This window comes from Achromobacter sp. RTa (assembly GCF_000757485.1).
Classification (GTDB): domain Bacteria; phylum Pseudomonadota; class Gammaproteobacteria; order Burkholderiales; family Burkholderiaceae_B; genus Achromobacter.
Genome location: NZ_JPYO01000043.1, coordinates 16,653 through 29,339, shown reverse-complemented (window position 1 = coordinate 29,339; position 12,687 = coordinate 16,653). Strand labels below are relative to the sequence as shown.

The window sequence follows — 12,687 nt, the reverse complement described above, 5'->3', positions numbered from 1 at the left end:
AGCAGAAGGAGCCTGGGCGGAAGGGCTCAATGCTTGTAACTGAGGATGGCCGTGGGGCTGAACAACGCGCCAAGCTGCGCCACCATATTGGCGGGAACGCGCAGCGTGACCTCGTTGCCGTTCGGGGAGATATCGAGAGCCGCCCCGAACTGCGCGGCGTGGCCGCCCAGATAGCTTTGAAGCGCCTTGTTCATCTTGGCCACATCGCTCTTCGAGCCGGAGCAGGTGAACAACAGTTTGTTGTTGGCGGGGTCCTGGCTGATGTGCCACTCCTTGCGTTTGTCGGGGTCGCTGATCTGCGGGTGTTGCAGCCGAATGCCGCTGCCGGTCTTCGCGATGGTCGGGGAGGTCAGCTTCTCCAGTCCGTCAAGCATGTTGAGGGATATGTCGCGCAGGTTCACGTGGGTAATATCGTTGCGCGGCACGCCGAAATCGAAATCGTCCACGGCGAGCCGCTCCTGGAAAATCTGCAGAATGTCGTCGCGCCGTCCTTCATATTGCGCCTTGATGTCCTGGATGTGCTGGCCGAAATTGGCGGCGTCGGGCCGCCCGTTGCCGAATTGCTGCGCATACAGGTCGAACAGCCGGCCGTCGGCGCCGGATTCCTTCAACCTGGCGATCTGCCGCACGCCCTCCATCTTCTCGGAAAGCGGGCTTTGGTCGAACATGGAGAAATTCTTGTAGCCCTGGGACGCGAACACGCCGGGCTGCTTGAACGAGAAATCCGAATTGATGTCGCCGCGCCGGCTCAACAAGCCTCCTTCAAGCGCGTGGCCGGGGTCGATGCCCACGAAGGTATTGCCCACGTAGCCCTTGTTGCCGCCCTTGGAGCCCAGCGCGTCGCGATCCGCCATCAGCAACAGCAGGATCTTGTTGCGGCCCAGTTCGTTCATGCTGGAATCCAGCTCCGGCGGCCCGCTGTACACGCCCTGGGCATCGCCCTGCGCCTGGGTGTTGCGCACCAGCATGCCATCCTTCAGATAGCGCTCGCCGCGCAGGGGCTTGCCGTCGAAGTCGCTGAACGAGTTTCCATCCACGCTGTCCACGTGGGTGCCGTCCAGCATGAGCTTGGGAGTGCCGTCGGCGTACTCCCCTTCCACGATCTTGAGCTTCTGACTCTGGATGCCCAGCCCGCGCATCAGGTCGTTGGCCAGCGCCTCGCGCACGGCCCCTTCGTTGCGGTCCTTTGCCGTGGCGCCGGTGTACCAGCGATGCAGCGCGTTCTTCGCCTTGTCGCTGGGGATGTGGTAGCGGTCGCCGGACTTATCGGATTCGTAGTAATCCAGCTTGATGTAGTGGTTTTTGTTGAATTTCGGCTGGGTCTCCATGATGCCCTGGCGCAACCGGTCCAGGGTTTCGTTGGCCTGCCCGGCTCGCGTCTGGTCGACCGTCTGCGCGCTGCCGGAGAAGGCCTCCTGCATCAGGGTTGAAACCAATGCGCTCTTGAAGTCGTCTTCCAGGCCGGCATTTGCCCGCAAGCCCTCCAGCACGCTGGGCGCGCCCTCTTCCTTGGCTGCCTGCAGCAGCTCGTCGGCCAGCTCGGCATGAGGCGATCCGGACCCGGCGATGGACGCCAGCACCCGCTGCATCATCGCGTCCAGCGCCTGATCGCTTGGCCCGCCCTGCGGAGGCTGCGCGGCCAGCCAGCCTGCCGCCAGCCGCAGCGCATGGAGATGGAATTTGTGTTGCGGATCCTGCAGCTTGGCGGAATCGCCGGGCGTCCAGTCGCGCTTGGCGATGAAACCCGGTTCGACGCCCTTCGCCTTGTCGCCCATGACCCGGTATCCGGCGACGTTGCCCTGGAAGTTGTTTCCATTGACCGGGGCATAGCGTTGGCCGAACTGAGGCACCGGGTCGCCCTGCACCCGGGCCAGGACGCGGCTCAGCCCCTGCCCGATCGCCGAGGCGAAATTCTGGAACTGATTTCCGATGCCGGCGAGCAAATTCGTCTGGAATTGGCCCGATGTTCCCTGCACTTGCGTGACCATGGCGTTCCCGTGAATCGATAAGTCGAAGGGGCGACGGGCGCGGACCGGCCCGCCAAGCTCATGGTCTGAGTAACGGCAAGGCGAGGAAAGTTCCAACGGCGGTTCGGCCGGATCCGCCGCGCCTTCCTGCCCCGCCCCCCCTAGGGGAACGCCCCCGGGGCAGGCGCCCCAAGGGAAATCGCTCAAGCTTTTGCGCGGCGCTTGCTCTCCAGGAACTCGTTCATGAATTTCTGGGGCTCGCCGGTATTGAATGCGGCCCCGAATTCCGCCACGCTGTCCTCGATCGCCTCGTCCACCGACATCGTCTCCCAGCGGCGCAACAGCTTCTTCTGCTGACGCAGCGCGGCCGGACCGAGCGCGGCGAAACCCTCGGCCAGCTTGCGAATGGCCCCGTCCAGTTCGGCCCGCGGCACCGCCGCGTTCACCAGCCCCCAGTCCTGGGCGCGGCGGGCGCCGATCAGTTCGCCGGTGAGTAGCATCCAGGCGCTGTTGGCAGCGCCGATCAACTGGGGCATGAGAGCGGCGTGAATCACCGACGGAATACCCACCTTCACCTCCGGCATGCCGAATTGCGCATCGTCGGCGCTGACGCGCAGGTCGCAGGCCAGGGCGAACTCCAGCCCTCCCCCCAGGCACCAGCCCGGAATGCGCGCGATGACGGGCACCGGAAAATGACGGACCGCATTGCAGAGGTCGCGCAGGTTAGAAATGAAGCGTTGCGCCTTGGGCTCGTCCAGCGCGGCCATTTCCGCGATGTCGGCTCCGGCCACGAACGCGCGGTCGCTGGCGCCGCGCAACACCAGCACGCGCACCGACTCGTCTTCACTCAACCTGGCCAGCGCCTCCCGGAGGCCGTCGATGACGGGCGTGCTCAGGATATTCAGCACACCTGCGTCCTGCATGGTCAGGGTGGCGATGCCGGACGCGTCGATGTCGGCGTGGGCATGGGGAACGATAAAGGTCTTGGTGCTCATGAGGGCTCCTTGTTACTGCATTTTCTCGAACTTGATTTCCTCGACCACGGTCTTCCAGTGGCCGTAGGACTGCGCGATCAGCGCGCCGAACTCGTCGCGCGACATCGGGCTGGGCACGGCGCCCTGCTTCTCGATGGCCGCCGCGGTGGCGGGATCCGCCAACGCTTCGCGCACGGCGGCATTCAGCTTGTCCAGCACGGGCGCCGGCGTTCCGGCCGGCGCGGCCAGGCCGAACCACGACGGATTGTTCATCGCCGGCAGGCCGGCCTCGGCGTAGGTCGGAACGTCGGGCAACACTTTGAGCCGCTGCTTCGCGGCCACGGCGAGCGGGCGTATGCGCTGGCCCTGGATCAGGGGATTGGAAGAAGGGATGTTGTCGAACACGACCTGCACCTGCCCCGCCACCAGATCGTTCAGCGCCGGCCCCAATCCTTTGTAGGGAACGTGCAGCATGCGGGTGCCGGTGGTCTTCAGGAACAGTTCGCCGTTCATGTGGCTCAGGCCGCCGTTGCCGGACGAGCCGAAGGCGTACTTGTCCGGGTTGGCTTTCAGCAGCTGCAGGAACCCGGCCAGGTCCTGCGCAGGCAGCGCAGGGTTCACCACCAGCACGTTGGGCACGTCGGCCAGGTTGCTGATGGGCGCGAAATCCTTTACGGGATCGTAGGCGCTCCTGGCGTAGACGTTCGGATTGACCGCGTGCGAGCTTTCCACGGCCATTACCAGCGTATAGCCGTCGGCTGGCTGCTTGGCGGCATAGGCCGAGCCGATGCTGCCGCCTGCGCCGGGCCGGTTTTCGATGACGACGGACTGGCCGAGACGCTCGCCGAGCTTGTTGCCGACCACGCGGGCGATGATGTCCGTCGTGCCGCCGACGGCATAGGGAACGACCAGCCGGATGGGCCGGTCGGGGTACTCGGCGGCGGCTATCGCCGGCAGGGCCAGGCAGGCGCATGCCGCCGCCAGGTGGAATCTCAGGATTTTCATTGTTGTCTCCTTGGGTGGATTACAGGGTTGCGGGATTCGCCAGCACCGTTTCCGTGTGCTCGCCAAGCAGCGGAGGCGCCGAGCCCAGCGCTTCGGGCGGCGTGCCAGCCAGCAAGGGATTGCGCACCAGGCGCAGCTCTCCCAGCGTGGGATGCGTGGCCGTCTGCAGCAGCCCGCGATGCAAAACTTGCGGATGCGTGAAGACCTCGTCCAGCGTGTGTATCGGCCCCCAGGGCACACCCGCCGCGTCGAAAGCGTCCGTCCAGCGCTTGCGCGGGGCGCCCGCCAGGGTTCCGGCAATCAGCGGCCGCAGGCTGTCCATGTGCTCCAGGCGCGCACTGTTGGTGGCATAGCGCGCATCCGCCGCCCATTCTGGGTGGCCCGCCACGCCGCTGAAACGCGCGAACTGGCCGTCGTTGCCGATGGCCAGGATCAGGTGGCCGTCGGCGCAGGCGAAAACCTCGTACGGCGCGCAGTTGGGATGCGCGTTGCCGCTGCGTTTCGGGACCTCGCCCGACACCAGGTAATTGGCGCCCTGGTTGGCGTTCAGCGCCACCGCCACGTCCAGCAGGCAGATATCCAGCGGCATGCCCTGCCCGGTCAGGTCGCGCTGCCGCAGGGCCGCCAGCACGGCGGACGTGGCGTACATGCCGGTCATCAGGTCCACCACCGCGACGCCGGTGCGCAGCGGCCCCGCGCCGGGCGTGCCGTCGGGCTGCCCGGTGTAGCTCATCAGGCCGCCCATGCCCTGGAACACGTAGTCGTATCCCGGCTTGCCGGCCATCGGGCCGGACTGGCCGTAGCCGGTGATCGACAGGTAGACGAGACGCGGATTGATACGCGAAAGCGAGGCGTAGTCCAGCCCGTACTTGCGCAGGCCGCCGGCCTTGTAGTTTTCGACCAGCACGTCGGCACCGGCGACCAGTTCCCGCACGCGGGCCGCGCCCTCTTCCGTGGAAAAGTCGATGGCGACGGATTGCTTGCCGCGATTGCAGGCCATGAAATAGGCCGACATGGATGCGCTGCCGTCCGCCGAGCGCAAATCGGGCGGCCCCCAGCCGCGCGTATCGTCGCCGCGCCCGGGATGTTCCACCTTGACGACCTGGGCGCCAAGGTCCGACAGGTTCTGCGTGCACCAGGGGCCCGCGAGGATGCGCGACAGGTCTACGACCTTTACTCCGCGCAAGGCATTGTGAAGCATAGCGACTCCGTGATTCAGACGATCCGGAAAATTATGCAGGCCGCGTTGCGCGGCGAGGAGTCGAATGTTTCGAACGCTGCGTTCGCCCGCTTTCAAGCGGCGGGCCCGCCCTTCGGGCGGCCCTGGTGTTTTAGACAGACGCGAACGTTGGGTTCGAATATTTCGGATGGAGTAATGCGCGGGCCGCCGCCATACTGGCCACGCGGAGGCGCACTGTGGAAACCGCGCCGCCCTCACGATAAGACTCCTGGAGACAACCATGACCCGCAATATCCTGCGGCGCGGCGCGCTCGGCGCGCTGCTTGCGAGCAGCCTGGCCACGGGCGCCGCCCACGCCGAATATCCCGACCACCCCGTCACCGTCGTCGTGGCCTTCGCGCCCGGCGGCATGACCGACATCGTTTCGCGCCTGCTGTCGGCCGAACTGGGCAAGCGCTTCAACCAGACTTTCGTGGTCGAGAACAAGCCCGGCGCAGCCGGGCAGGTCGGCACCGAACTGGTGGCCCGGCAGAAGAACGACGGCTATACGCTGCTCGTCAGCGCCACCGGCCACGTGATCGGCCCGGCGGTCAATGCCAAGGTGCGCTACGACCCGGTCAAGGACTTCGAGCCCATCTCCATTCTGGCGCGCGCGCCCAACCTGCTGGTGGTCAATTCGGGCCTTCCCGTCCAGACCATTCCCGAATTCCTCAGCTGGGGCAAGTCGCAGCCCGGCGTGCCCTACGGCTCGGCGGGCTTCGGCGGCTCCACTCACCTGGGCGGCGAATGGCTGAAGAAAATCACGGGCGTGCCGATGGAGCATGTGCCGTACAAGGGCGCGTCGCCGGCCACCAACGCGGTCGTGTCCGGCGAACTCAAGGTTGCCGTGCAGGATGCGATGAGCGTGGCGCCCTTCATCAAATCGGGCCAGCTCCGCCCCATCGGGGTCGCAAGCGCCGAACGCAGCAAGCTGTTTCCCGACCTGCCCACGTTCGCCGAATCGGGAGCGCCGGGCCTGGACGTCTACACCTGGCTGGGCTTCTACGCGCCGGCGGGCACGGATCCCGCCATCGTGGCCAAGCTGAACGCCGCCACGAACGAGATCATGAACTCGCCCGAAATGGTGCAGCGGCTGGCCGGGCAGAACAGCGAGCCGCTGGGCCCCATGACGCCGAAGCAGGTGGCTGACTTCGTGGCGGGAGAAACGGCCAAGTGGCGCAACGTGGTCCAGACCACCGGCGTCAAGGTGGAGTGAGCCCCGCGGGCTCCTAGCCGTCCGAGGCCGGCGTGAGCGCCGCCCGCACGGCGAAGACCGCGTTGGCCTTGAGCATGACGCGGTCTTCCACTTGCAGCAGGCAGGTGGCGTAGATCAGGCGCCTGCCCTGCTTGTCGATCCGTACGTGCGCCTCGAGCCAGTCGCCCGGCTTCACCGGATTCAGGTATTCCACCGACATCTGCACCGTCACGACGGACACCTGCGCCTGCTGCGCGATGGTATGGCCCAGCGCGCTGTCGGCCAGGGTGGCCAGCAGCCCGCCGTGGGCGATGGCATGCATATTGGTATGGACCTGCCCCACGCGCAGGGCGAGCACGCAGTCGGCATCGCGCTTGTAGAGCGCGCCGAGCTCGGCCAGGTGCGTCATGAAGGGACTGCTCGGGCGCCAGGGCGCAAAACCGGAAGGAATGGAGTCTGTCATGGCTGGGGCCAAGGTTTAGGGAAATTACAGTATCGCAAAGAAGGCCGCGGCCGGCATGTCGCCGGGCGCGGCCTTGGCCATGGCGCGGACGCGTCAGAATGCCGTGGCGCCCTGCTCCACCAGCCGCTCGAGCAGCGGCGCCGGCTTCCAATGCTCGCCGTGCTCGTGCCGCAGGGCGCGGATTTTCTCCAGCGTCGCCGCCAGTCCCTGGGTCTGCGCATGGAACATCGGGCCGCCGCGCGCGCCCGGAAAGCCGTAGCCATGGACATAGACCACGTCCACGTCGGAGGCGCGCTGCGCGATGCCTTCCTCGATGATCAGCGCGCCTTCGTTGACCAGCGCCAGCATGCAGCGCTCGACGATCTCCTCGTCGCTTACCGGCCTGCGCACGATCCCGGCCTCGCGCGCGCAGTCTTCGATGATGCCGTCGACGACGGGATCCGGCAGCGGCTGGCGGCTGCCCGGCTCGTACCGGTAATAGCCGGCCTGGGTCTTCTGGCCGAAACGTCCCAGTTCGCAGATGCGGTCCGCGACCTTGGAATAGCGCAGGTGCGCGGGCCGCGTGGGCGCCAGCCGCTTGCGCGTAGCCCAATTGATGTCCATGCCCGCCAGGTCCGCCATCGCCAACGGCCCCATGGCCATCCCGAAGCGCGTCAGGGCGCCGTCGATCTGCTGCGGGCTGGCGCCCTCTTCCAGCAGGAACCCCGCCTCGCGCCAATAGCCGGTCAGCATGCGGTTGCCGACGAAGCCTTCGCATACCCCCACCAGCACCGGGATCTTGCCGATCTTCTGCGCGACGGCCATGCAAGTGGCGATAACGTCCGCGCTGGTGCGCGCGCCGCGCACCACTTCCAGCAGCTTCATGACGTTGGCCGGGCTGAAGAAATGCAGCCCGATCACGGCCTCCGGCCGCGCCGTGCAGGCCGCGATTTCATCGATGTTCAGGCGCGAGGTATTCGTGGCCAGGATCGCGCCGGCTTTGCACACGGCATCCAGTTGGCGGAACACGGCCTGCTTGACGGCCATGTCCTCGAACACGGCCTCGATGACGAGGTCGGCCTGCGCCAGGTCCTGCACGTCGAGGCTGGGCGCGATGCGCGCCATCCGGGCCTCGACCCCGGCGGCGTCGAGCTTGCCCTTCGCGGCGGTGATGTCGTAGTTCTTGCGGATCAGCGCCATGCCCCGGTCCAGCGCAGCCTGATCGCGCTCGTACAGCGTTACGGCGTAGCCCGCATTGGAAAACGCCATGGCGATCCCGCCGCCCATGGTGCCCGCGCCCAGGATGCCCACGCGTCCGATCTCGCCCGCGCGGCCGCCGCCCGGAACGCGCGGCGCTTCCTTTTCGGCGAAGAACAGATGGCGCAGCGCCTTGGAGGCATCGCCCTCGACCAGCGCGTCGAACAGGCGCCGCTCTTCGTCCAGCCCTGGCTCGATCGGCAGGCGGGTCGCGGCCTCGACGCAATCGATTGCCGCGCGCTGGGCGATCGCATTGCGGGCCTTGGGATTGAGGCGGGCGCGCACCGCGGCGAAATCCACTCCGTCCCCATTCAGGGCGCGGCGCGAGGCGACTGGATGTGTGCCCAGCTTGGCGCGTTCGCGGGCGTAGGACAGCGCAAACTCCAGCAGATCGCCTTCGGCGACCGCGTCCACCAGCCCGGCGGCCAAGGCGGACGCCGCGTCCAGCGGTTTGCCGGACTGGATCATCTCGACCGCCGCCATCGCGCCGATCAGCCGCGGCAGGCGCTGCGTGCCGCCGCCGCCGGGCACCAGGCCTAGATTCACTTCCGGCAGCCCAAGCCTGGCGCCGGCTTGCGCGATGCGGTAGTGGCATCCCAGGGCAAGCTCCAGCCCGCCGCCCAGCGCGAAACCATGGATGGCTGCCACCACCGGCTTGCCGGACGTTTCGATGGCCGCGATCACGTCGCGCAGCATGGGCTTGGCGGTTGCGGCTGGCGTGTTGAACTGGCGGATGTCCGCGCCCCCGCAAAAGGCCTTGCCGGCGCCGATGATGACCACGGCGTCCACCCCGTCGTCGGCTTGCGCCTGGGACAGCCCTTCATGGATGCCGCGGCGCACGGTGTCGCCCAGGCCGTTGACGGGTGGGTTATCGAGGAAGATCACGGCCACGCGCCCCTGCAGGGCGTAGCGGACGGTGTTGGACAGGTCGCGCGATGGCGAAGTGACGGTCAAGTTCATGGTGAACCCTTTCGGCTGCGCGGCTCAGGCCGCCGCCAGCCGTTGATAGCGGTTGAGATGATGGCGGGTATCGCCCAGCGTGTGTTCGATGGCCAGCAGGCGCTTGACGTAGTGGCCCACCGGAAGCTCGTCGGTCATGCCCATGCCGCCGTGCAACTGGATGCTCTGCTGGCTGATGTAGCGGGCGGCCGCGCCGCAGCTGGCCTTGGCGGCCGAGGCCAGGCGGGCGCGCCCGCGCGCGTCGGAAGGGTTCGCGCCGGCCGCCAGCCAGGTCAGCGAGCGCGCCTGCTCCAGCGCCAGCAGCATGTCGACCAGCCGGTGCTGCACGGCCTGGAAGCGGCCCAGCGGCTGGCCGAACTGGCGCCGCGCGGCGACGTGCTCGCGGGTGGCGTCGAGCAGCGCCTGCATGGCCCCCAGCGCCTCCGCGCACAGCGCGATGCGCGTTGCGTCGGCCGCCTGCTCCAGGGCGGCGCCTGCGGGCCCCAAGCGGGCGGCCGCGCCGGCACGGCAATCCTTCAGCACGATGTCCGCATACGGACGGCCGTCCAGGCCGGGGTTTCCTTTGCGCTCCAGCCCGGCAGCGCCGGCCTCCACCAGGAACACCGCCGGCCCTTCGGCGTCGCGGGCAGTGACCAGCAACTGGCGAGCGCCAGCGCCATAGGGCACTCGCCGCTTGACGCCGTTCAGCCGCCAGCCGTCGCCTTCGCGCTCTGCCGTGGCGCGCAGTTCCGCCCGCGGCCAATCCGAATCCGGTTCGGCGTGGGCGAGCAGCGGCGCCGCCCCCTGGGCGATGCCGGCCAGCAGGGCCTGGGCCTGCTCACTGTCGGGCAGGCCCAATAGCAACTGGCCGCAGAGCAGCGCGCTGGCGTCATAGGGTTCGGTCACCAGATGGCGGCCGAACCGCTGCATCAGCACGCACAGTTCGCCTAGCCCGCCGCCCATGCCGCCAGCGGAAGCCGGCAGCCCCAGCCCCAGCAGCCCCATCCCGGCGAAGGCGCGCCAATGCGGCGAGGCATCGGGGTCCGCGTCGGCCGGCTGCACGGCCCGGGAAGCCGGCGGCGGGTACTCTCCTTGCAGGTATCGACCCACCGCGTCGTCGAGCGCGCGCTGGTCGTCGTCATAGTCGTCGGCCGCTTCCAGCGCGAGCTTGGCAATGATGTTCTTCTGGACCTCGTCCGTTCCGCCGTAGATCGAAATCTTGCGCAGATTGAGATAGAAGCCGGGCATGGCTTCCAGTTCGTCCTCGGGCGTTGGGCCGCCTTGCACGTAATCGCGCTCAAGCGCTTCCGGGCGATAGGCGAGCGCGTGCGTGCCCGCCGTATCGACCAGCGCCTCGCTGATGCGTTGAGCCAGCGTGGATCCGAGGTACTTCAGGATCGAGGCTTCCGCGCCATGTCCCGCGCCGCGCTGGTCGCGCGCGATCAAGCGCAGGTTGGTGTGCTCCAAGGCCAGCGTGTCGATCTCCAGCTGCGCCAGCCGCTGCGCGAACACGGGGTCTTCCGCCAGCGGCCGCCCGTCGGCCAGGCGCTGGGCCGCCAGGCGCTGCAAGTGGCCCAGCTCGCGTTTGGCCCGCCCCACCCGCGCCGCCCCGAAGCGTTCATGCGACAGCAGGTACTTGGCGTAGGTCCAGCCGCGGTCGATCTCGCCGACCAGGTGCGACGCGGGCACCACCACCTCGTCGAGGAAAACCTCGTTGATCTCTTCGCCGCCGTCCAGCGTGCGGATCGGCCGCAGGGACACGCCCGGGCTGCGCATGTCGATGAGGAAAAAGGAAATGCCTTCCTGCGCCTTGGCCTCGGGGTTGGTCCGCGCCAGGCAGAACATCATGTCGGCGTACTGGGCGTAGGTGGTCCAGGTTTTCTGGCCGTTCACCACGAACGCATCCCCCTCGCGCCGCGCGCGGGTGGTCAGCGAAGCGAGGTCGGAGCCGGCGCCCGGTTCGGAATACCCCTGGCACCACCAGTCCTGCCCGCTGAGGATGCGCGGCAGGAAATGGCTTTTCTGCCAGTCGGAGCCGTAGGCCATGATGACGGGCGCGACCATGCGCAGGCCGAAGGGCACGGTTTCGGGCGCGCCCTCCAGGGCGCACTCCTCGTCGAACACGTTGCGCTGCTCGATGCTCCAGCCGGCCCCGCCATGCTCCGCGGGCCAGTTGGGCGCCACCCAGCCGCGCTCGTGCAGGATGCGGTGCCAGCGCAGGAAATCCTGCTTGTCCAGGCGCTGGTGATCCAGCACCTTGCGCCGCAGGTCGGCCGGAAGATGTTCCCGCAAGAATGCGCGGACCTCATCGCGGAAGGCTTCGAGGGGGGCGTCATGCGGCATCGATCAGGTCCTCCGCGAAACGCAGCGGCGCATCGGTCGCCGCCTGCAGGGCCTCGCGAGTCAGGCCGGGGGCCATGTCGCGCACCAGGAAGCCCTCGGGTGTGACGTCGAGCGTGGCGTAGTCGGTATAGACGCGGTCGACGCAGGCCGCGCCCGTCAGCGGCAGGTCGCATAGCCTGCGCAGCCGCGGCCGGCCGTCGCGGGTCAGGTGCTCCATCAGCACGTGGACCCGCTTGGCGCCCACGGCGAGGTCCATGGCTCCGCCCACCGCCGCGGCCACGCCGGGCTGGCCGAGCGACCAATTGGCCAGGTCGCCGGTTTCCGACACCTGGTAGGCGCCCAGGATGCAATAGTCCAGGTGGCCGCCTCGCATCATCGCGAAGGAGTCCGCATGGTTGAAAAAGCTCCCGCCCGCGGCCATGGCGACGTTCTGCTTGGCCGCATTGGTCAGGTCGGGATCGACCGGATCGGCATCCGAGCGCGCCCGCATGCCCAGGATGCCGTTCTCGCTGTGGACGACCACGCCGTGCTCCGGCGTCCAGTAATCCAGCGCCTTGACCGGCAGGCCGATGCCCAGGTTGACGTAGGAACCGGGAGGGATGTCGGCGGCTGCGCGCCGCGCGATGTCTTCGCGGGTATATCGTTGGATCATTGCAGGGCTCCGGTCAGTTGGGCGTCGGGAATGCGCAGCACGCGCCGCACGAAGATGCCGGGCGTGACGATATGTTCGGGATCCAGGCCGCCCACTTCCGTCAGCGCATGGACCTGGACGACGGCGGTGGCCGCGGCCATGCACATCAGGGGGCCGAAGTTGCGGCCCGCCTTGCGGTAGACCAGGTTGCCCATGGGATCCGCGCAATAGGCCTTCACGAGCGCGTAGTCGGCATGCAGCGGCTCTTCGAACACGTGGCCCACGCCGCGGATGAGGCGCGTCTCCTTGCCTTCGGCAAGCAGCGTGCCGTAGCCGGTGGGCGTGAAGAAACCGCCCAGCCCCGAGCCCGCCGCGCGCAGGCGTTCGGCCAGCGTGCCTTGCGGCACGCATTCGTAGTCGATCAGCCCATCGGCGTAGGCCGACTCGAAGGCCTGGGACTCCGCGCCGCGCGGATACGAGGCGATCAGCTTGCGCACGCGCCCCAGCCGGATCAGGCGGGCCAGGCCGCTGTCGCGGGCGCCGCTGTTATTGCACACCACGGTCAGGTCGCGGGCGCCGTGCTCCACCAGCGCATCCAGCAATTCGACGGGCTGTCCGGACAGCCCGAAGCCGCTGACCAGGACGGTGGCGCCGTCAGGGATGTCTCCCACCGCCTGCGCGGCGGTATCGATAATCTTGTTCATCATGGCGTACG

At 67.9% G+C, this 12,687-nt stretch carries 9 protein-coding genes and 2 pseudogenes; 1 reads left to right on the top strand and 10 read right to left on the bottom strand.

Translation table 11 applies throughout. From position 1 onward, the window contains the following. Window positions 1–26: 26 nt before the first annotated feature. The 4 genes from JL37_RS23085 to JL37_RS23070 all read right to left on the bottom strand — a co-directional run bounded on the left by JL37_RS23085 (window position 27) and on the right by JL37_RS23070 (window position 5,147). A complete protein-coding gene (locus JL37_RS23085; protein ID WP_043547252.1) occupies window positions 27–1,988 on the bottom strand; it encodes a hypothetical protein in 1,962 nt (653 codons plus the stop codon). A 182-nt stretch (window positions 1,989–2,170) separates the two neighbouring features. Continuing rightward, the gene (locus tag JL37_RS23080; RefSeq protein ID WP_043547251.1) at window positions 2,171–2,962 is read right to left on the bottom strand and encodes an enoyl-CoA hydratase; all 792 of its coding nucleotides are present in this window, start codon (window positions 2,960–2,962) and stop codon (window positions 2,171–2,173) included. A 12-nt stretch (window positions 2,963–2,974) separates the two neighbouring features. Next, on the bottom strand, window positions 2,975–3,946 hold the full coding sequence (locus JL37_RS23075; RefSeq protein WP_043547250.1) for a tripartite tricarboxylate transporter substrate binding protein: 972 nt from the start codon (window positions 3,944–3,946) through the stop codon (window positions 2,975–2,977). A 19-nt stretch (window positions 3,947–3,965) separates the two neighbouring features. Beyond that, window positions 3,966–5,147, bottom strand: coding sequence for a CaiB/BaiF CoA-transferase family protein (locus JL37_RS23070; protein WP_043547249.1), 1,182 nt, complete (start codon window positions 5,145–5,147; stop codon window positions 3,966–3,968). 259 nt (window positions 5,148–5,406) lie between these two features. On the opposite strand from JL37_RS23070, the gene JL37_RS23065 reads away from it, so the two are divergent. Then, on the top strand, window positions 5,407–6,381 hold the full coding sequence (locus JL37_RS23065) for a tripartite tricarboxylate transporter substrate binding protein (RefSeq protein ID WP_156124380.1): 975 nt from the start codon (window positions 5,407–5,409) through the stop codon (window positions 6,379–6,381). Window positions 6,382–6,394: 13 nt separating this feature from the next. Here JL37_RS23065 and JL37_RS23060 read toward each other — a convergent pair whose 3' ends face one another. From JL37_RS23060 to JL37_RS23040, 6 genes and pseudogenes are all read right to left on the bottom strand, one after another. Further along, on the bottom strand, window positions 6,395–6,823 hold the full coding sequence (locus JL37_RS23060; RefSeq protein ID WP_043547246.1) for a PaaI family thioesterase: 429 nt from the start codon (window positions 6,821–6,823) through the stop codon (window positions 6,395–6,397). Between the two features lie 93 nt (window positions 6,824–6,916). After that, window positions 6,917–9,019, bottom strand: a complete 2,103-nt coding sequence (locus tag JL37_RS23055; protein WP_052097565.1) for a 3-hydroxyacyl-CoA dehydrogenase NAD-binding domain-containing protein — start codon at window positions 9,017–9,019, stop codon at window positions 6,917–6,919. Between the two features lie 24 nt (window positions 9,020–9,043). Then, window positions 9,044–10,123: pseudogene (locus tag JL37_RS30945) on the bottom strand (acyl-CoA dehydrogenase family protein); the annotation flags it as partial. 33 nt (window positions 10,124–10,156) lie between these two features. Further along, window positions 10,157–11,341: pseudogene (locus JL37_RS30940) on the bottom strand (acyl-CoA dehydrogenase family protein); the annotation flags it as partial. Continuing rightward, entirely contained in the window at window positions 11,331–11,993 is a 663-nt protein-coding gene (locus JL37_RS23045) for a 3-oxoacid CoA-transferase subunit B (RefSeq protein WP_043547244.1), read from the bottom strand. The pseudogene JL37_RS30940 and the gene JL37_RS23045, both read right to left, overlap by 11 nt. Then, complete coding sequence (locus JL37_RS23040) at window positions 11,990–12,679, bottom strand: 3-oxoacid CoA-transferase subunit A (protein WP_043547243.1); 690 nt, start codon at window positions 12,677–12,679, stop codon at window positions 11,990–11,992. Before JL37_RS23040 ends, JL37_RS23045 begins: the two co-directional genes overlap by 4 nt. Window positions 12,680–12,687 lie beyond the last annotated feature (8 nt).

Excerpts from the sequence above, each read along its gene's own strand:
- JL37_RS23085 (WP_043547252.1), bottom strand. The coding sequence starts at position 1,988 with ATGGTCACGCAAGTGCAGGGAACATCGGGCCAATTCCAGACGAATTTG.
- JL37_RS23080 (WP_043547251.1), bottom strand. The coding sequence starts at position 2,962 with ATGAGCACCAAGACCTTTATCGTTCCCCATGCCCACGCCGACATCGAC.
- JL37_RS23075 (WP_043547250.1), bottom strand. The coding sequence starts at position 3,946 with ATGAAAATCCTGAGATTCCACCTGGCGGCGGCATGCGCCTGCCTGGCC.
- JL37_RS23070 (WP_043547249.1), bottom strand. The coding sequence starts at position 5,147 with ATGCTTCACAATGCCTTGCGCGGAGTAAAGGTCGTAGACCTGTCGCGC.
- JL37_RS23065 (WP_156124380.1), top strand. The coding sequence starts at position 5,407 with ATGACCCGCAATATCCTGCGGCGCGGCGCGCTCGGCGCGCTGCTTGCG.
- JL37_RS23060 (WP_043547246.1), bottom strand. The coding sequence starts at position 6,823 with ATGACAGACTCCATTCCTTCCGGTTTTGCGCCCTGGCGCCCGAGCAGT.
- JL37_RS23055 (WP_052097565.1), bottom strand. The coding sequence starts at position 9,019 with ATGAACTTGACCGTCACTTCGCCATCGCGCGACCTGTCCAACACCGTC.
- JL37_RS23045 (WP_043547244.1), bottom strand. The coding sequence starts at position 11,993 with ATGATCCAACGATATACCCGCGAAGACATCGCGCGGCGCGCAGCCGCC.
- JL37_RS23040 (WP_043547243.1), bottom strand. The coding sequence starts at position 12,679 with ATGATGAACAAGATTATCGATACCGCCGCGCAGGCGGTGGGAGACATC.